The organism is Pseudolactococcus hodotermopsidis (assembly GCF_011170085.1).
Lineage (GTDB): Bacteria > Bacillota > Bacilli > Lactobacillales > Streptococcaceae > Pseudolactococcus > Pseudolactococcus hodotermopsidis.
In genome coordinates, this window is the sequence record NZ_BLLI01000026.1 from 1 (window position 1) to 20,089 (window position 20,089).

Here is a 20,089-nt window from a genome sequence, read left to right on the forward strand (position 1 = left end):
TGGACATCCATTCCGATATAGATTATACTAGACATATACTGCTCTCCTTTGATTGTCATAGGGTAATACCCGTATGTGTGGTTAATTACATTATACGAGTTAAATCCCTGATTTGGCAAATTTTAAAGGGGGCATTTATATTATCTTTGCTTTACCATGGATAGGATGAATACTGGGACATCTGCGAAATAGCCACTACAATGATAATCCCATAAATCGCAACTGCAATTAAAGCTATAACTGTCCCGGCAATCCCCAATCCACTATATGAGTTGTCGGGATATTGTTTGCTTCGAGACACACCAATTATTGAGCAAATCAATCCAGGTATCGCAGGAATTCCGTAAAACATCAAACCTACTAAACTTAATATAAAGCCAACAAGTGCGATGTTGTTCTTTTTAATGGGAGCGGAGAAGGCTTGCCCATAAAACGGTTGCTGTGATTGCGTGTACTGTGTCGAAGTGGCAGGCGGTGTTTGGAATTGCTGTTGTGCTGTCGTTTGGGGCGGAGCGTAATATGGTTGCTGAACTTGCTGTGGCTGTGGGATAGGTTGCCCATACTGTGGTTGCGTATATTGAGGCTTGACAGGCTTAGGGGCTTTTCCTTTTGTTGAACAGTTGGTCGCGGCGATTCAAGCCGAGAACTCAAACCACAGTTTTCACAAAAATCAGCCTCTCTGGGCAACTCAGTGCCACAGTGTACACAATACATAACAATCTACCTTTCCTTGGTTCATAATATAAATCCAACAATAATATTCCGACTTTTGTATTTTCACAGCACGACCTAATAATCCAACCCCTATTAAAAAGGCAAAATCTCTTAACACCACGATGATAGTAGGAGTCTAAAGCTGCCGGGGAAAGAGTACCCATAGTTTCTGCCGATCATTATTACTACTGCCGCTGCCATGCACCCGTGGCAAAAAGGCTGAAATTGCTGGTCGCGCTTGATGGAATGCTTCGTTTTGATGTCGAGATAAAAATAATTGTCAAAACAAAGGACAGCACAAGAAATATTAGCATTATCCAGTCTACACGCAATAGCTCAGTCATGCTTATTCCATACATGGATGGCATTAAAGCAAAATCAAAAAGAAAAAAACTAACAATCCATGTGAGCATCAGTGGGAAGCCCAGCTTCTGGAGGCTTTGCTTTTTTGAAGCAGATACAGTTGTTGCTAAAAGTATAATTGCAACAGCCACGTCCAGTATCATCGTCAATGGTCTTCCAGCCATAAGACGAAAATTCCCGTTCAAATCAAACGACAAGACAGACAACACCAACAATGCGCACCAGCAAATAATTATCGGCTGTAGTCCCAGCGATTTTGTACTGGGATTTGTTACCGCTGCATTCGGTGGTGTTTTGACCTGTTGCTCTAACAGCTTTTTCTGTTCTATAAATCTGTCGACAGCCTTTTACAGTTTTCGTTGGTTCTTTGGCACCGCATTTGGTCGAGTTGCCCGTTCTATCGTGGGGCTCATCCCGCACCGCTCACAAAAAGCAACATTGTCAGGCAACTCGGTGCCACAGTGTACACAGTTCACAAATTCACCTCTTTATCCTAAACTGAGAAACAATTACCACGATGTATTATCGTAGTCATCATTTGAGGAACTCTTGCCTTTTTTGCTGCGGCTACTACTCGACGAACTGCCGACACCATCCCAGCTGGTGTCATAATTGCTACTTGATGAACCGCCGATATCTGAGTCAGTTCGATAGGCATCAAAAAGCGCCTTGCCAGCGGCAAACATACCAAGTATCCAGCCAAAAGTCAGTATTTTCCCAACAACAAACACCATTAGAACAATGACAACCAACATCCCAATCCAGTGTCCACCGGCGATAGATGAAAAAAGTCCCTTGCCGGCAGCTTTGCCCACACCGCCGAGCATGGTCAATATAAGTTTTATTCCATAGAAAGTACCTATGGCGTAAAACGGCCCCAACAGGGCATAGTACCATGTGCTATTGTTGATAGCCATGATAATGCCGAGTATTAAGCCGATAACCCCGCAAGCTCCAATGCGTATCCATTCCCTTTGTATCATAAAAATAGCTCCTCCTTATACCTGTTGCAGTGCTACCTTGAGAATTTGACGCTCGGTAGCTTCAAGCACATATGACTGGTAGTCCAGCAACCGTGTAATACTCTCGGTGGGAACGATGTCCCTTCGTTCTTCTCGAACCGTGATATTACTGGTGTTGGTTTTCTTTATCAAACTAAGATTCTCTTTCGATGTGCCAATGCTCTGTTCGACTTGCTGGATATAATGCTGTCCCAAATAGTCCGACCACTTCTTTGCGCTGGCAGCCGAATTGTGCTTCAAAATCATCACATTTGTGTGTCCGCTGACCAGTGTCTGAAAATGCTCATCGCTTTCCTGTGTCATTGCCGGAACATCGTTGGCGGCAAAAAGCAAAGACATATTCCCACTATTGCGAAGAAGAACATTGTCAACATGGCTTTCGCGTTTGAGGAAACTTACCCCTTCAACAATAAGCAAAAAGTTTCTGCCAAGCTTCATGATACGGTCAATATCCGTAAAACATAACTCTTTCAGTACATCGTTTGTGTCAGATACAATGTCAATGCTTGCGATGCCACCTTCATTAAGGACATCTTCCAGGCTATGTGGCGTTGCTCCTTCTGTATATAGGGGATAAGATTTGAGCTTTGTGAGCAAGCGCTGCGCTTCATGGGCACAAGCACTTACAGAGCCGAATCTGTTTGTATAATCAATTCTCTTGGCATTACTGATGCTGTTTTTTTCAGCCATTTCGCCAAGGACTTCTGGGATGCGGTCACAACGAAATTTGACCAGTCGCTCCAAAGTTACGGGTTCTCCTTGCAAGGACAAGACATCAACCACTAACGACCACAGTCCAAACAGGTCATTTTTTCCTTGCAGAAGATTGCTCGCCAAGTCTGTGAGAATGTCCGCAATTTCGTCGGAATCCTTGCCGACAATCGGGTCGTAGTAGCAGATACTTCCGATACTGGAAGCCAAGCCAACACCGCTTTTCATGAATCTGTTGCCACTATGGAGAATAACAACTGGCAAACCTAACTGCTGGGCTTGCTTGATTAAGGCGTATTCAACAATGGCTCGATTTTCAATCATGCCTCCCGATATGATGGTATTGTGCATTTCGGTGTAGTATTGGCTGCAAAACGAGTCAATGACCACCTTCGGCATGGCAGGCAAGTTCCGCTTGTTGCGGGCATCTATTTCACCGCGCAAATAAGCATCCTTGCTTTTGAAAAGACTATCTACTATACGCCCCATGATATGTATCCTCCTCGTTACTTTTTGAATTCGTCAAAGTAGAATCGAAATGGGGGATGTCCGTCTAACCCCACGATTGCTTCTCCGACTTTCAGGTTATTTATGTCCCAGTCTTCAACAACGCTGCCTTGCCTTCGTTCCGTCACTGGAGCTTGATTTGCCATAAAGACCTCACTCACATAGTTTTTTCCGAAATGCTCTTGTGCGAATTCGCGCGTCACAGAATCATTCGGACGAAAAACAAACATAGAAGAGAAGCCTGTAATGATTGCTTTGCCTTTGTGTTCGCCGTAGAGTTCATAGATTTGAGAAACACTTTGCAACCCAGCAAGCACTCGTACTCCCATGCTACGCCCAAAGTTGACTGCATCATCCATGTGCATCAGATTGGGCAACAATTTCAACTCATCTACAATCACATACACACGCCCACTTTCGCCCTCAGTTGTATTGCGGCCAAGCGCCTCTTTAAGCGCAAGGTCAATCAATAGGCTGTATAGTGGTGCAAGCGACTCTCCAATGGACAGGTCGTACTCCAAAAACAAAGTGCGGCCACCTTTATTACGGATGAATTCACGAATTGAAAAATCACCCTTCTCGCCAAAAGCGCCAGCAAAGGTATCTCTGACCATCACCAGCACTTCTGCAAGGACACCGAGCGCCTGCGTATTCTCGCAGTCACCCAAGTACATCTTGATAGCCTTGAGGTCATTGTAAGCGTTGGAGAGGGTGAAATACTCGTTCTTTCCAGCGTTGTTGAAATACTGGAGCAATGCCTTGTTGTTGAGAAAATCTTGCTTCAATTCTTCATCTGTCTGCGCACCACGAATCATTGCAAGTAGATATGCTCCAAAAACGCCACGCGCGGCATTCGCAAAGAATGGCTGCGATTCTGATTTGTTTTTTTCAAACAGGGCACGACCAATTTCGTTGATGTTTGCAAGCGCAGATTCGTTGTCCCAACCATCTGCCAAAATTTCACGGTAAATGTTCCAGTTCTGCGTGGTATCTCTATATTGAGCCGAGTTGCCAAGAATCAAATCACCAGCAGCTTCGCTGTAAAAAGTACGTGCGAAGTCTCCCTTGGTATCGAAAATCATCATGACATCCTGCGGAGTCATTTTCTCTCTTAACTGAGTGATAATCGTGTTGATGGCGTTCGTCTTGCCACTGCCCGTGCCACCTATGCACATGACATTCTTGCTGAAATGTGTTTCAGTCATTCCGAACGACAACGCTTCTCCGTAAGAAGTGCCTGCCAAAACGACATGAGGAGTGTTTATTTTGGGCGGTCGATTGTCCGCTGATGTTGTGCCGTACTCAATGCTGCACATAGGTCTCATATTATTCACCCAGTCCTTTCTCTAATTTCAACGTGATACGCCTGTTGATTGCGACTGCTCTGAGCTCAGCGACTCAGTTTCAACTGGAGCACTTTCGCTTGCCACGCCCTTTGCACTTTCGTTAAAAGCCGTAGCACCCTCGGTGTTTGTCGGCGCAGCTGTTGCTTTGGCATTTTCGTTAAAATGTTCCGCACTTGTTTCTTGTGAACGGTCAAAATTTTCAACCTCGCCAGTTTCTTGACCATTTTCCGCATCAACATATGTAACATTTGAAATGCTTTCATTTTCTTCAATGGCTTCATGCTCGGTGGTGTTATAGACACTATCTTCCCGGACATTCTCACCCTTGATACAATGGACATCGCCAGATGCCTCTTGCGCAAATGTTTCAGATGCTTCGTTCCACTCAGCACCAGACATGCTTTCAGTATCAATGTTACTTTCTTCGAGCTTCATCTCCAGCGTTTTGCCGCCGTTTTGTTCTGCTATGTTTGCGGCGTTTTCTTCACCGCCATAAACATTGCCATCTTCCCCTTGGGTCATACCGCTCCAAAAATACGCCTCATTGGATTCTGTCTTGACGGCTTCCGCTTTTTCTTTCGATGACAACTCGCCCCATTGCCGTTTTTCGTCCGCCACTACAAAGCCTCGTAGAATTCAATGGGAAATGGAGCGGTTTCCCATTTTGAAATAGCAGTAGCAATGCGCTTCTGTTCATTCGGTTCTATCCTTTGAGATGTAGGTTCTTCCTGCACGATAGATGCTATCGACAAACAAAACCCTTCACCACGCTTTATGCGCTCACCCACAGCTTTAACTGTTATGTTTAAGAACTCACTTCCCAGTCCAATGACTATGGTTCCCGAAGTGCATTTTACTAAATTCACGCCACGCCCTCCTTCTTTGTGGGAAACAGCAATGTTGGTCTCCCTGAAAATTATACCACGCTTTCTACCTTGATACAGCGGCAGAGCGTGTCTGTTCTGATGCACTCGCTCTTTCTTCAGCGGCCGCATGATTTTTAATGCTTGCATTGAAATCATGAGCGGTACTGCTTGGCTCTTGTCCTGTGCTTTTTACGCTTGCCTTGAACGCAGAAACAGACTGCGTTTTCGTTATGTACTCACCATTCTCATAACAAGGTTCGGATAGCGATTGGGAGTCTGTCGGTTTCAGTTCATCGCCATTGAAGTTCTCCATTTGCCCACTATCTGGGTTATAATAACCGTTCGTCCGAGTATGCGTGTTGCCTTGGTGCGCCCCCTGTATGTGTTCGTCATGAGTCAGAAACTGAATATTGTCTGGATTTCCAGCCTGCTCAGGATAACTGCTGACACACTTCATATGATGTCCATCATACCCATCGGCGTGTCCGTTTTCCATGATTTCCTTTTGCTGCTCCGGCGACCAGTCTCGTGTTCCTTCGCCTTGTGCTACTCGCGCCTTTTCTTTTCCCCATGCATCACGAACCGCCTTTTGCCGTTCACTATTCAACTTTTTCTTTTCTTCAACAGATAATTGTGGCTTTTCATCCATACAATTACCCCTCGCTTGTAAAGGAGGCAATTTCTTCTTCTATAAAAGCAAAAAAGTTGCTCCAACGGAGAAACTCTTCGTCCGCTTCGTGATTCCACTGAACGACCTCTCCGCTATTCGTATCAACACAGAGGAAGTCTCCAAAATTAAACCGCCCAATTACAAGAAGAGAGTCACCAAGAGCAAATGTGCCTCGTTCTTGCCCAGAATTTCCGCTAAATAGTGAAGGCTTAGCGTTTCCGTCAACCCCATAGAGTACCGTGCCGGGAACAAATATTTCCCCACCATCCGAAAACAGAAGCCATTCACGAAAAGCCGATGGTATTTTGACATTGGCTTCGTTCTCATAATGCCTGATTGAATCCTCAGATGCGCCTGCGTGGAAATGCATCTCGGCTTTTGTGTCTATAAGGTGCTTTATTGTTGGATTCATGTCATTCCTCCTCATCCTCAATCGGAACACTCAATTGGTCATTCAACTCACTGGTACAAATCCCTATCATCTTCAAAATGCCAGCGGTTTGCTCATTAAAGTCAAAGAAGAATACGATTGACAAGAACATTCCCCATGACATGTCTCGCTTCTTTCCTTCAATAGCATTTATCGTCTGACGGGAAACCCCGATTTTTGCGGCAAGTTCTTCTTGCGAGATACCCAATTTTGCCCGCAACACGGGAAGCTCGTTAGTCAAGCTCTTAATGAGCTTCGTGCGTACCTCTTTATCCATATTTTCGCTCATCTTTGCTTGCACTCCTTTCAAACGCATTTAGCCAAGTCTACTGTGTTGCGAATCGTTGAATTCACAGTATCTTCGAGAAAAACTGTTGCAACAGGCTGTTATCTGAACCAAAGCCCCTTTGCATTAGTATACCACGGTGCAACCCTTTCATAACTCACTTACCATTTGTACTCATCATCGCCCTTCGATTTCTTGTTCTTCTTGGTGCCACCATTGCCGAGCTTTATCTTGAGGAATACCAGCACAACGGTTGCAACAATAGCTACGCCTCCCAAAACAGCAAGCAGTATCTTCCACCAAGTCCAACCACCAGTTCCGCCACCGCGAGGGTCATTAGGGTCAGCTTTGTGCCCTGTGGATAATACAGTTTCGTACTTGCCGTCACCATCTTTGTCTTCCCTGGCTGTGAGATTCGTGCCATCGGATGAAATAAGAATTTTACTGCCATCTGTTTTGATTGACAATTCGTTAGCGGTAGCGTCATCGCTGGCAAACACTTTGATTTTCTTCAAACTCTCTCCGCTGAGTATGTAGCCTTCTGCACTTGCTTCCATCTTTGGGTTCGTCCCTGATTCACCCGAAACTTCAAGTGTATACCAAGGCAATGCGTTATAGCCCTCGTTCCCGGTAAGACTCATATCAAAGGCTTTCACCTTGCCATCAATCTCGACACTTCCAGACGGATCAAGTTGGATTGCGACAGGGGTGTTAGCGTTCGCCTCTATAAAGAAATTATCATACATTGCTGTAAGGTTGAGGGACTCACCTTGTTTTTGAGGCGATACCTTGGAGGCAGTTTCTGAACCAGACTGCGGCTTTTCAATTACAATATTGAGTTTATTTTCCGCTCCGCCAATATCATAATACGCAACAACATCATCCCCTCCTTGAACTTTGGTTTGATTGACTAAATATGTTGTGCCATTTGCTTCAATTTTTAAGTCAGTATTTCCTCTTGCGGTTAAATATGAATTAGCACTGGTTCTGCTTGTTTCAATGTTAAACATGTCGATATACTTCATCTCCGTGGTGACCATAGCCAATCTGAAGTTGGAATATTTTTCCTTTGAATCTGCATAAATTGGAATTGTCCAGTCGCCATTATCGTTAAAATACAAATAGGCTTCTTCTGTTACCGTAGGATAGTTATTATCGTAAATCAAAATTCGAGAATTATATGTTGTCCCATTACGGCTCAAGTTACAAGATTCCTGCCCATATGCACAAATCGCATGTCCTGCCGTATTTCCGTCTTTATCATCCATGTAGAAGCAAAGGAATACCGGGACCCCGCCTGCTGAGACTTTATCAGCGAGGTTCTTCAAATCATTTATTTTTGTTTGCTCTGGTTGCGTTTGATAACTTGCAAATAAATCTGCAGAAGGAGAAAGGTTTTGCGTCACATAATAATAACCAATAGCAGATTTCGCCGCTTGATTTTTCGAAACTGCATGAAGGTTTGCTGCTCCTGATTGGAGGCGGTCAACAGAGAGACGTTCTGTTTTAGCCAAAATAGTTGTAATGGCCATTCCGTAGCAATTGCCGTCAGTTCCTGATGATATTTCTTTTCTGATAAGCGTACGCTCTGCATTGGAAAGATTTGTGAAGAGCGCATCATAGTCCTCTTGTGTTAACGGAATAGGCTTTGCTGAGTAATTTGCAAAGTTCCATGTGTCGACCATGAAATCAAGGCGATTGTCATTTTCATTTATTCCATTCACGAAGATTGAATCATATCCAGTAACTGTCGATGAAACCTCTGATGTTACTGTAACCGAATACTCAAGGTTGCGATCTTCCGTTGTCACAGGAATTTTGATTATCCACGTGTAATTGACCGTGTCGCCAGTTGATATTTTAAGATTAGTGTTGTCCTGCTTGCCGTCCTTGAGTTCCATTCCAGAGGCAAGTGTCAATGTTGTCTTTGCATTAATCAAATCAACGGCATAGTTATTTTTGATGGACGCTTTAACTTTTCAGGTTAGTAGCGGCACATTGTTTTCCGATTCGGAAATCACGGTATGGCTAACAGAGACTTGCACGTAGTCTTGGGCTAAGTCTTTTAGATTGAAACCACACCCCGCCAAACTTGACAGCAAAATGAGCAGTGCAACAGCAGTAACGAAAAAGCGAAATGAGATTCTTTTTTTATTTTTTTCATTATTGGTACAACTCCTCTCTAGTCCACGTTCTTTATTTCTGATAATAGTAGTGCAGTAGCACTGCTAAATTCTTCCATTTTATGGTTAAAGTCCACCTCACTAATGCCTTTGGTTGGGATTGCAGCAAGCTTTGCTTTTAATTGAGCACAATTGTTATGCGCTTTTTCGCGCTTTGTTACGGCCTTTTTATGTTCATCATGGTAATCGTTGGGGCTGTTTTTCAAAGCAATACATTCAAAAAACGCTGTAAAAAGGGCAGCTAATGGTGTGAATATCTTTTCGATGAAATCGTTGCTAACTTTTTCTGGAACCGTAACCCACAGATATACAAGCCATCCTGCACAAAAAAGTGCACCGAGTTCCATAACAGTGTAAATAAAATTTTTGATAGTTCCAAGGCTGCTATGGTGGTTAACTATTCTTTTGGAGTCTCCGTAGATTTCATCATAGACATCCTTAAGGCTATCAATGCTACGTTCACACGAACGACACCTCTGTTGGCGTGTTCTGTTACGCGAATTTTTAGTTTCTGCCTCTATTGTCTCTTTAAGTGTCTCAATTGTATTGTCTGCCCTTAGAAGCTTCTCCTTTAGTTCCTGTATTTCCTTTGTCTGCGCGGAATTTTGCTTGTTTTCACTTTTCGCTTCTACTTTAACTCTGTGCCTTTCTCGGACTGCTTCAATATACGTTACATCGTAATACTTTTTATAAAAATCGTTACCAATAAAGAATTGAGCTATCGCCATTGATATCATTATACACACCAAGATAGTAACAATACCTTCAAATGAAATCCTTGGTATCCATTTTACCATCAAAAAGAATGCAGCAAAGGCAAGCGCCACAACCACCAGATGAACTATGAATTGCAGAATTATGTTTTTTGTGATTACTGACAAGTGTTTTTTTTTCATGGAACATTCCTTCCTACCACTGCGAACCGCTACCGCGTGCAAGGTTATTGTTATTTTTTGAGTCCCCGTAACCTAACCGCCACCAGAAGAACGTACAATGATTGCCCTGAAGAATGTGGGTAGTAAGGCAAACAGCAGTACCATTAGCAGACGGGCGGGAGGTGCTGGCCAAAAGTCTTTCAGGCAAAACTCCATGACAATGCCTGCAAGGACACCTGTTAAAATTTTAGGTATCAGCAACTTTTTGAAAACGTCAAGGTTGTAGAGCATGAAGGACATGGCTCCGCTCAGTGCGATACCAATCAAGGCGATAAACAGAATTCTCAGCACGGCGAAGAGTGTTGAATTATAGTCAAACCCATAGCGGTAATCAAGCAGCACCCGTGAGAGCGTTGAGCCAGAGAGAATCTTTGAAAATGTCCCAGCCAGTTGATTCATCTCCGAGATTTGATAATTCATGCCGCCAGTTCTGGTTGAGAGGTCCAGTAACAGACTGTTACGCCAGAAAGTATTGTCGGTGCATTGGATGGTATTTAGAACGAGTCCTTTCTGATTGTACTCTGTCGTGATTTTTTGTGCGTCCACAAAACTCGCACCATCGGACATTAGAATCACCATCGTGGTGGAATTAGTATCTACTGGAATTTGAGCAGCAACTTCCAAGGCAGATTGAATGTCAGTACCACCATTTGGTTCGAGCCCATCAAAGGCGGTCGCGATTTTAGTTCTAAAAGCAGCATCAACCTTTGTTAATGGTACAGTTGTTTCAACATTGTCGGTGAACAAAATTACAGCCACGTTTTTGCTGTCATCAAGCTCGTCCACAAAGGATTTAACAGCAGAAAACCTATCTTTTTGCGGGTCTGAGCCACTCATACTTCCAGAGTTATCAATTGCTATTATGTAATTATCTGCCACTTGAAGTATCGGCTTTGCAGCGGACAACCCATAGAAAAATTGAAAAATACATCCCAGTGCGAAGAAAACAACAAGGCTCATAAGCGGTAGCCTTTTTAACTGGTCACCCCAATGAGCAGTAGTCCAAACTCGACTATTTAAGCGCGGGTCAATTTTCTCGCAAATAAGTACCGCCAAGAAGATGAAAAACATTAACTGCGCAAAATACAACCCGACTAAAACAACCGAAGGTAATGCCCCGCCAAGCAGAGTGATTAAGAGTTCACCGAAGATGAAGCCCACCACTCCGCCAATGAGCGCACCAACCAGAAGCAACAAGTTAAAATGCTTATTGCCAACGGTAGATTGCTCATCATAAAAGCCATCGTTGTTACTGTACATCTTCATTTACCTCCTTGGATTATCGCCGTTGCTCACACCAATTCCAAATATGCCATCTGACGAAAAGTAGTCATCTTTTACGGGAATCATAGAACCAGCAATCTTTTCTCGTGACAACGCCATATTCGTCCTCTACCCAAAGAATTAGGTGATGGTTATCAATGGTAAGCGTTGTCTCGGCTTCATCCAGTTCTGAGATGTCTTCCTTGTCAAAGAAGAATGAGTCAGCCCAGATATAACTGAGCTTTTTGACTGCGTTTTCCTTGCCGTCCGCAGTCGTTGTGATTAGCAGAGAGGTTTCTTCTGTTACTAAGGAGCCAATGTTTGCAGATTTGTTTTTTAAATCAACGCTAATTTGCGAACCCGCCTTGAATGCAGGGATAATAACCAATATTGCAAAAATCACTACCATTACTATTTTGGTTGTTTTGAACTTGTTTTGACCAATGAAGTTTCTATGGTTTAACATCCACATTACAATGCTGGCAAAAACAAATATTGCAGCAATCGTGATTATCTTCTTATCGCTGTATCCGTTTTGCAGGGCAATCGTACTTGCGGCACCAGCAATACTGAACAGCAGTGTAATCCAGAAAACAGCATCCTTTACCCACCCAAAGGCAATCTTGTTTAAGAACAGTACCGCCAACAAGCCAACAATCAGCGAAAGCCAGAAATAGATATACCCTGTGTGGATAAGGAAAATCGAAAAAACAACACTTGTGGCAGCAATCAGCAACCAGTAGAACTCGTTTTCGTTGAGGGGGGAATCCACTCTTGTTAGTTGCCAATAGCCATTGCGCTTGATAAAGTGGTTTGTAAAACCAAAGAATAAAAGGGCATACACGCAAATAGCTATCCAACTAAAGTCAAAGTAGAAATAAACGGAGGCTTTTACAACCCACGCCAAGCCAACAAGACCGCTTAGAAAAATAGTGTCCTCGTCAAAGCGGCGTTTGCCATAATGCAGTCCCATGCCGACAATCGACAGCAACAACAGCGTTATTCCAAGCACGGAATACCACGGAAATACCGTAACAGAAAGGAATGCGTTGATATTGAACTGCGACAAACTGTAGGAGGGGAAAAGCACCGGTAATACAAGCGAGAACACGGCGAGAAAAAGCGCAACCTTTGACACCCTACCTATTGCCTTTTCATCCGATGTTCTATTCGCACGACAAAGTGCAATTAACCCAAAGACTGCAAATATCGAAAGCTGCTGTGCCAAACCCGTCAAATACACACCTGACCAGAAAAACAGAGAGATACTAAATACCGTTAGGAACAGTCCTAAGTATTTGTAAATGGTCTTGGTCGCAAGAGACTCTCGTTTCTTTGCATTGCTAATAAAAATCCTGCCAACCACGAAACCGACAATCAACGAAACGATTTGCACGGGCATATTGCGGTCGAATCCGTCTGTGAAGAGTGAAGTCGTGAACGCATCCAACAACTGCTCATAATGAATTGCTAAAATCCCTAAGAAAGACAGCAGGATGTAAAGGTCAACCTTTTCAACAACGCTCTGGTCTTTCTGATAAACAAGCGCAATCAGAAAGATTGCACCGACTGCCACTGCTGCCCCTGCTAACCCGATGAGGGAAAAGTTGAGTATCAGCGAGTATCCAACAACAAACACGCTGAAAATGCTAATGCAAAGATTCTTAATCTGGTTTTGTGTCATTTTCATTTCCCTCATTTACGCCAATACCAAAATGAATGCATACAGTGCCCAAACAAAATACTGAACTGCCACAAACCATCGTATACCATTAAAGCGCTTGTTGCGGTTATTTATTATTGCCAAAGCATATGCAGCAATCGAAATGACTATCAAAATAATTCCAATTGCAAGCCTACTTGAACCAGTGAATATGCCTGTATGGAAGAAGACCATAAACGTAATCATCAAAGCAAGTATTACCCCAGAAAACACCAAGGTGGTTTTGTTGGCACTGTATTGCTTGTAAATATCTTGTAGCGATGTCTGCTGTTTCTTACCCATAGCCAGCGTTCCAGGTCTTGTGTAGTAATGGTGTGCAAGGGTGTAGTCTCTTACCAAAGGGTCATCTGACTGATAAAATAAATCGCCTAATAGGACTGCAGCTCTCGTATTTCCTTGTTCGGCTGCCGTTTTCATTAATTCCATAGCCTTTGTTCTATCAATGTCCGTCCCGCACTCACCATACAGATAGCATCTGCCAAGCAAATAAAAGCCTTCTGAAATGCCGGCAACACAAAGACTCTTGATTACTTCAACCGCCTTTTCAGCGGCGATACCCGCAGCTTCAGGAAGTTTGTCCTTCTTTTCTCCGTAAGCACTTTCGTAGGCTTTGTGTAGTTCAATAGCTTTTTTTGTTTCGGCTTCAGCCATCACAGATGGCATAAGTGCGTGAAGTTTGTATTCGATAGAGCCATTAACCAGTTGCGGACCATTTTCAATAGCGAAACTCAAACCACATGCGTAGAAAACATCAGCTATAAGAGCGATTGCACACTTATACGACAGCTCAGTTGAACTAACAACGCTATGTACTGCGTTATCCACATCAACCATATTTAAATCTGATTTTGAGTTAAGGATGAAATCGGGCAGCGTGCTACAACTAAACACCAGCGAGAGTTGTGCCTTTGTCGTTGGAGAGAGTTTCAAGCTCTTTATTTCCTCAGTTAATAGCTCAATGTTCTTAAAAACATCAAAGCCTTTCTTTGCGATTAGTGATTGCAGTTGTGTCGCTACGACAGAAGCATCTGCTTTTGTCTCGTATTTGCCAACCTTGCTGCGTATTGTTTCGAAATTCATGTTTCTCCTCCTTAATAATGGATTACTTGCAATTAAGCCTTGCTTTGCCAGCGACCTTGCATTCGAGAAACAATCTCCGACTCTGCTTGAATTTTAGCGGCCAATTCCATCGACACACCTTGTACAATAGGTGCTGGTGGATTTTCAACGAGCTCTTTTGCGGCCGCTAATCCTAATCCGATTATCTCGCGAATCACCTTGATAGCTATTATTTTTTCCGTCTGCGGCGTTTTCGTCAAAATAACATCCTGGAATCCTACAGATGCCACTTTGCTTTTCAGTATGCCAGCAAGCTCACCCAGCTTCTCTTTTTTGTCTTCATCAAGTTCAGCATCGGGAACCGTAACCTCTGTTAATGTCGAGGACTCAGTGTCCAGCAACTCATTTGTGGCATCATCGAGAGATGGTAGTTCTAATTCTCCCTGTTCGACCTTCTTCGTCGCATTGTTTTGTGTTGCCGGTACTGAGGCTTGAGCGGTTTATCTGTACACAAGTTGGACTTCATGTTCGTCTCCAAGTAGAGCTTCTTTCCATTCACGAGGAGAATAAAAAATTAACTCATCGGTTGAACGCATCACGTTCGCCGTCTGAAATACATTGTGGAACATATTTCTTATATGTTGCGGGAGCTCGTTCCAACGATCAACAAATAATTCGTCTTTTGCAAATCCCGTTTCCCCGCCAATGTGGTTAGTATCGTCTCTTTCGTCAAAGATAAAGTATGCGTTTTTATGATAAACTCTCACCCAGCTATTGTGTTCAAGTTCGTTTGCATTTGGCTCATGTTCCATAACCTTGCCTTGGTATGGAAGTCGGCCGACGAGTAGTTTGAACAGAATAACGGCTATCGAGTAGTAATCTGATGCTAAATCCATGAGAGATTTACGGCCATCCATGTAATAATACGAGTCGGCATAATCTGGATTTACTCTCTTCTTATTGACATGACGAGTGCTGAAAAGGCCAACCACACGTTGTGTTGAGAAGCTGAAATCAAACATGACATTGTAGTTCTCTTTTTGATAAAACATATTCAAACCAGAGAACTCATGATAAGCATACTTGGAGTCATCGAAACGACACCAAGCATCAAGCAAGTTTGGCACAAACTTCTTCACCCACGGCATATTCCACCCTGCTTGCATATCGTTGGATAGCAGGGTGGCGATGGTTTCAAAAATGGGTAATGCCCTTATCGGAAACACAAGTGCATACTGCGTTTTCTCGGGTTGCTCATCCAAGATGATGACATCGACAGGCCATATATAGTGCTTCAAATCCACGGGTTTCCTTATTAGCTCCACCCAATAACTCAATTCAATGTCGTTGTTCAAGTCATCTGGAAACTCCGTGACATAGAAGAGGGCTTCGGTTTTGACATGCTGAATGATGTTCTTACTTTTGCCAAACACCTCATATGAACGCCGATTGGCCGAAAAGTAGAAGTTGTATCCACTACAGCAACTATACAGCATTGATGCTTCTTCTATTTTCTTTGCATAGTTCACGCTCACCGCCTCCTGTTTTTCTTGTCATCGTCATCATCCCTGTTCTTCCTTTTGAAAACACCACCAATGCCCGAGAAGAGCGATGACTTTTCAGAAGACTCTCTCATCTCACGTTTTTCTTTGCGTTGTTGTCTTTTGATATCCTGCTTTGCGTGTTTTTCATGCTCTTTGATAACTTGAAGGGCTTCAGCGGCCACCTTTGAGTATTCAGTTTTCTCCTGCACATATTCTGTTAGGTACTCTACAAACCGTTCCTTGGTTTGTTCGTCCTTCAGAAATTCAGAACGAGGGTATGCCCTTTCAAAACATTTGGAAATAGGGCGAATACGGTTTTCTATCAAAAACCGTGCCGGGTTTTTCTTCTCTTGGCAGAGCAAAAAAGCCAACGTCAACCAAATGTCAAGTTGAGTGTCATCAATTGCATTGCGATTTTCCACGCAAGTGTCCAGCAATTTTTTCACAAGCAAGGAACGTTCCTCAGCTGTAAAAAGTTCGTTCTTTTTGGGAAACAGATAATTCACTTGTTCGCTTAGCTGACGGACATCCCCGGCAGTAAAATATTGATAAGCACACAGGATTTCGAATACCAGTTGGCACGTTCTGTCATCTTGCAGCACGACATCCTTGTATTTTTTTTGCGAGTCTATCTCCAAATCTGCATAGTTGAATTCGCGCCAATATTCTTTTTTCACATATGCTTTTGCTTTGGAAGTAGCCTCTGGACGGTCACTAAGAACCGCACAGAGCAAGTCATTGGTATTTGACATCAACATAAACGGGTCTTTATTTTTCTCCACGAGCAACTTCAGATAGGCACAAACCATTTTGAAAAGGCTTACCTGAATTTTGCTCCTATCAAACAATGTCTTTGTTTCCTCAAAAAACGCAAGGATGTGTTCTTTGTCATTTGCCGTCTGTTCGGCAATCAGCCCTGTATACAACTGGTTTAGAATCTCTCTTCCTTTTGAATCTCTGTCCAGTAGATTCCTTATCTGAATAAACGACTCAGACTGCCTGTTGCTATATGCAGCGAAAAGATACTTTGCACCTTCATCAACAGTCATGCGGCTAATTTTTTCTGAATTGTAGAGATAGCCACATTCAATTAAATCTTGGTCACGAGTCGTCTCCAGCTTTTTGCACAGCTTTTCAGACAAGACATCATTGAGAACAACCTTATATTCGACAATATAGCCCAACACATATTGAATTTGCTGGTCAATATAGGGATGGCTAATAGGAGCACTCAGAAGTTCATTCAAACGCTTGCAAAGAACTTCTGGTGTGGCGGTCATGTTTTCGTTTTGTTCGTCTGAAATCAAATCATAGGCGATTTTATACAAATCAAGGGATGTTGTCTGCGCGCTACCAAACAAATCCAACTTCTCCTCTAAACATTTGAAGTAATCGTCAAGGTTTGCATTGTCCTTGTAATTATTAGGAACGAATCTCATGAACTCATACTTTTTCCATCGTTTCAAAACCACATCGCTAATGACATTGTTTTCGCCCGTTTGTGGGATAAGATGATAATTGGACGCACTTTTAATTTTGCGGTCAAATATGATTGTCTTTACTGCACCACTCTGCAGTTCATATGTGGCGTATGTGATTTTCTTTCTGAACTCAAAGGGCAGGGCGGCATAAATACAAGTCATGAACTTACGAATTGTGTCCGGCGCACAATCGCAGATGATATGCAGAGAGTTTTTCGCCTTGCTATCGAGAATGAAATAGACACACTGAACAAGGGCGGCATAACTGTCTTTGTTTAATCCAAGTGATTCTACAGCCTCGCTCAACGAAAACGGTATCTTTTTGGTCAGCACTTGCGGTGCAGAAGCTGTTTGCGCAATTTCAAAAGCAAAGTTGCTCTGCTCCAAACCAAGGACATCTTGGGGTGCCTGAACAAACTCATTCAATGGGAACACATACGAATGAGCAAACATAATCGGTCGACCTCTGTCATCAGCCGCCGCGTTGCATTTGATGAGCGTGTAGAACGCAAAATTACCATCGTTTTGAAGTTCGGTAACCAGTTGGCTACCTACATCCTCTGCATCAAAAGATGGCGGAGTAATATTTCCGTTTTGAAAGCGGGTGAACGCAGAGATAGCCTCTTGTGGCAGACCTGGGGTAGCGTTGATAGCTTGCCAGCCATCCCCGCTGCCTTTGCCACTTATCCTCGTGAAACATACTTGATAGTGAGTCATATCAATAATCCTTTCTTAGTCAGATTTCAAATCCAGTTTCCAAAGAGTTTCTTTTTAACTCCACCTGGACCGATTTTCCCCTTTTTCTTGCATTTGGGGTTTTCGCACCAATCTGCCGTTTGCATAGAACCACAGACAGAACACTCCCATTGTCCTCTCTTATCCCTGTAGCACTCAGGACAAAACTCGTGGACTCGCAGACGTTTTCCGCCGCAAGTGCTACTTTGGCAAGTCCAGTCTTCTGGCTCGTGTAGTTCCCCTTGACAAGCAATGAACTTGTACTTTAGGAGCAACCACGCAATTGGTTCCATTACGCGCTTCGGAATAGGCGGCCCCGCAGGTGTATCCAGGTCTGTTCCTTCAATCTTTTTTGTAGAAGTGCCGATAGCAGAAAAAAGGAAGTAATTGTAATTAGCATAAAGGTTGTGCATACGCATATGCAATTCATTGTCGTTCCTTTGCACAAAACCTTTGATTGCATCATGGATGTCATTATAATTGTTTGCATTGAATTTGGGTAAGTAGAAGCCACTATTATCTTGGATGGGCTGTATGTCATCCAAATTCTGTTGTATCATTTCTTGCGCAATTTTATCCCCCTTGGAAATGCAAATGGCAATCGGCAGATTTCGAACTTCGTCTGAGTGTTTGTTTTGGAAAACTTGATGTATAGTTTTCAAGACTTTTACAGGTTGCGCCGTGCTTGAAGCCTCGGTAAACTGCTCTGGGTCAATTACAATAAGTATGCCATCTGCATGTTCGACAAAGCGACCGAACCCCTTCATTTTTTCTGGGTCGACACAGTTTTCACCTGCAATATCGTAAAAAACAAACGTGTGGTAGAGTTCTTTGTTGTCCTGTTGATACATCAAATCAAAGCATAATGGTTGCATCAATTGCTCTGGAGGACTACCAATAGGGAGTTTCTTGCCCATAATCACGGGATTTGCTTCGATATACTCTTTGGCGTATATTGTAGTTGGGGTTACGGTAATGCTAAAATAACTGAGTTGGTTTGCGATGTATTTGCAAATTTGCGAAAGATATACTGTTTTGCCTGCACCAGTAATACCAATCACAGAAACGAACTTGACAGGATACTTGCCGTATGCACCAGGCAATGGATTGTGGCAATGAGGGCATACTCTTCGTTCGGTTTTTTTGCCGAAGCAATCAATAGCAGCATAAATCATGCCATGCTCGTTAAGAACATCTCTTTTCCTTTGGGGAGAGCCAAAGAACTGCGCATGTTGTGGATTCTTTGGGTTAAATATCGGTCGTTGAAACGGCATAACGCTGGGAGCCTTACCGTCGCGGCTAACAGATGATTTCTCCGTTGTGCCACCGAATTCTTGCCAAAATGCCTCATACACAAGATCTTCCTGCTTCATGAATTTTTCTCTGCGTTCGTACTCTGCAATCTGTGCTTTGATTTCATCGCTGCTAAAGCGACTATCCATTTCAATCTCTTCCCTTGAACGGCTCTCGTTCTTGGGGTCGAGTTTTTCTTCCGTGAAGACTGTCTCCATACGAAAATGCACTTCATCGTCCTTGAAGTGTGTGAAGCAGTAGGGGCAAGTAATATCGTGTCCGGGCATAATCATCATCTCCTTATTTGTCAGCGGGTTAGCAATTTATAGCCATTCCCAATTGCAGCATCTATTTTTGGGGGCTTTGCATTAAAAGCTGGAACGCTAAAAGGCTTGCCAATCATTACCTTTGTTATTGGGTAACGATATTTACACCCATCAAATGTGTAATGCAAACTCCCATCAACATACCCCGGAATATTGGGGATGTGTATCGAGTAATATTGTTTTTCCTGTACATGAGAAAACAGTTTTTTCTTGACTGGTTCTGCCTTAATATGAACCTCTACATTTGAAGATACATTGCATTGATATAGGCAGGCATCATTTGGCACGTACAATTTGCAAATATCGGTTTCGGCATCGTACTCGCAACAGAATACAGCGTATGTTGCAGGACTCACTGTGAATTGGTAGTTATTTACATAACCTTTCGGAATAACCGCAAAAAACCGATTGTCATTATATCGAATCTCTTTGCCTGAGAGAATTTGCTCATTCGCATGTTTCACAATTTCGTTTTTTTCCTCTTCGGCGAACCTTATGACCGAGCCATATTCTGCACGGATTACCAAGTGGTGAGTATTACCGAGGATATCCCACTTAAGCAGATTGTCAACCTGCACAATGTTAGAAGCGTAGTGCTTTTCATCAAAATCTATTAACTGGAATTTCATAAT

General features: G+C 43.1%; 19 protein-coding genes and 1 pseudogene. 1 reads left to right on the forward strand and 19 read right to left on the reverse strand.

What is annotated here, in order from left to right; genetic code table 11:
* Positions 1-654: 654 nt before the first annotated feature.
* Positions 655-714: pseudogene (locus tag Hs30E_RS11520) on the reverse strand (zinc-ribbon domain-containing protein); the annotation flags it as partial.
* A gap of 207 nt (positions 715-921) precedes the next feature.
* Between Hs30E_RS11520 and Hs30E_RS11640 the strand changes: the two are divergent.
* A complete protein-coding gene (locus Hs30E_RS11640; protein ID WP_228461998.1) occupies positions 922-1,608 on the forward strand; it encodes a hypothetical protein in 687 nt (228 codons plus the stop codon).
* Here the strand turns inward: Hs30E_RS11640 and Hs30E_RS05320 are convergent.
* From Hs30E_RS05320 to Hs30E_RS05405, 18 genes are all read right to left on the reverse strand, one after another.
* Positions 1,587-2,060 carry a hypothetical protein gene (locus Hs30E_RS05320; RefSeq protein WP_172208574.1) on the reverse strand — a complete coding sequence of 158 codons (474 nt, stop codon included), beginning with the start codon at positions 2,058-2,060 and terminating at the stop codon, positions 1,587-1,589. The genes Hs30E_RS11640 and Hs30E_RS05320 overlap by 22 nt on opposite strands.
* A 15-nt stretch (positions 2,061-2,075) precedes the next feature.
* Positions 2,076-3,299, reverse strand: a complete 1,224-nt coding sequence (locus tag Hs30E_RS05325) for a TraM recognition domain-containing protein (RefSeq protein ID WP_172208575.1) — start codon at positions 3,297-3,299, stop codon at positions 2,076-2,078.
* A gap of 17 nt (positions 3,300-3,316) precedes the next feature.
* Positions 3,317-4,522 (reverse strand): type IV secretory system conjugative DNA transfer family protein, encoded by a 1,206-nt coding sequence (locus Hs30E_RS05330; protein ID WP_172208576.1) that lies wholly within the window; start codon positions 4,520-4,522, stop codon positions 3,317-3,319.
* 147 nt (positions 4,523-4,669) lie between these two features.
* Positions 4,670-5,281 carry a hypothetical protein gene (locus tag Hs30E_RS05335; protein ID WP_172208577.1) on the reverse strand — a complete coding sequence of 204 codons (612 nt, stop codon included), beginning with the start codon at positions 5,279-5,281 and terminating at the stop codon, positions 4,670-4,672.
* Positions 5,281-5,529, reverse strand: a complete 249-nt coding sequence (locus Hs30E_RS05340; protein WP_172208579.1) for a hypothetical protein — start codon at positions 5,527-5,529, stop codon at positions 5,281-5,283. The genes Hs30E_RS05335 and Hs30E_RS05340 overlap by 1 nt, the downstream gene beginning before the upstream one ends.
* 64 nt (positions 5,530-5,593) lie before the next feature.
* A complete protein-coding gene (locus Hs30E_RS05345; protein ID WP_172208581.1) occupies positions 5,594-6,178 on the reverse strand; it encodes a hypothetical protein in 585 nt (194 codons plus the stop codon).
* Between the two features lie 4 nt (positions 6,179-6,182).
* Complete coding sequence (locus Hs30E_RS05350) at positions 6,183-6,611, reverse strand: SMI1/KNR4 family protein (protein ID WP_172208583.1); 429 nt, start codon at positions 6,609-6,611, stop codon at positions 6,183-6,185.
* 1 nt (position 6,612) lies between these two features.
* Positions 6,613-6,906 carry a helix-turn-helix transcriptional regulator gene (locus Hs30E_RS05355; protein ID WP_172208613.1) on the reverse strand — a complete coding sequence of 98 codons (294 nt, stop codon included), beginning with the start codon at positions 6,904-6,906 and terminating at the stop codon, positions 6,613-6,615.
* A gap of 170 nt (positions 6,907-7,076) precedes the next feature.
* Entirely contained in the window at positions 7,077-8,855 is a 1,779-nt protein-coding gene (locus Hs30E_RS05360) for a hypothetical protein (protein WP_172208585.1), read from the reverse strand.
* Positions 8,856-9,097: 242 nt separating this feature from the next.
* Positions 9,098-9,994: a hypothetical protein gene (locus Hs30E_RS05365; protein ID WP_172208587.1), complete on the reverse strand. Its 897-nt coding sequence runs from the start codon at positions 9,992-9,994 to the stop codon at positions 9,098-9,100.
* A 72-nt stretch (positions 9,995-10,066) separates the two neighbouring features.
* Positions 10,067-11,299 carry a vWA domain-containing protein gene (locus Hs30E_RS05370; RefSeq protein ID WP_172208589.1) on the reverse strand — a complete coding sequence of 411 codons (1,233 nt, stop codon included), beginning with the start codon at positions 11,297-11,299 and terminating at the stop codon, positions 10,067-10,069.
* Positions 11,300-11,363: 64 nt separating this feature from the next.
* Positions 11,364-12,986, reverse strand: a complete 1,623-nt coding sequence (locus Hs30E_RS05375) for a hypothetical protein (protein WP_172208591.1) — start codon at positions 12,984-12,986, stop codon at positions 11,364-11,366.
* 9 nt (positions 12,987-12,995) lie between these two features.
* Positions 12,996-14,099, reverse strand: coding sequence for a tetratricopeptide repeat protein (locus Hs30E_RS05380; protein WP_172208593.1), 1,104 nt, complete (start codon positions 14,097-14,099; stop codon positions 12,996-12,998).
* A gap of 32 nt (positions 14,100-14,131) precedes the next feature.
* Positions 14,132-14,479: a ribosomal protein L7/L12 gene (locus Hs30E_RS05385; protein ID WP_172208595.1), complete on the reverse strand. Its 348-nt coding sequence runs from the start codon at positions 14,477-14,479 to the stop codon at positions 14,132-14,134.
* A gap of 99 nt (positions 14,480-14,578) precedes the next feature.
* A complete protein-coding gene (locus tag Hs30E_RS05390) occupies positions 14,579-15,607 on the reverse strand; it encodes a hypothetical protein (protein ID WP_172208597.1) in 1,029 nt (342 codons plus the stop codon).
* A gap of 2 nt (positions 15,608-15,609) precedes the next feature.
* Positions 15,610-17,820 (reverse strand): hypothetical protein, encoded by a 2,211-nt coding sequence (locus Hs30E_RS05395; RefSeq protein WP_172208599.1) that lies wholly within the window; start codon positions 17,818-17,820, stop codon positions 15,610-15,612.
* Between the two features lie 26 nt (positions 17,821-17,846).
* Positions 17,847-19,418 carry a TRAFAC clade GTPase domain-containing protein gene (locus Hs30E_RS05400; RefSeq protein ID WP_172208601.1) on the reverse strand — a complete coding sequence of 524 codons (1,572 nt, stop codon included), beginning with the start codon at positions 19,416-19,418 and terminating at the stop codon, positions 17,847-17,849.
* Between the two features lie 20 nt (positions 19,419-19,438).
* Positions 19,439-20,086, reverse strand: a complete 648-nt coding sequence (locus Hs30E_RS05405; RefSeq protein ID WP_172208603.1) for a hypothetical protein — start codon at positions 20,084-20,086, stop codon at positions 19,439-19,441.
* Between the last annotated feature and the right edge of the window lie 3 nt (positions 20,087-20,089).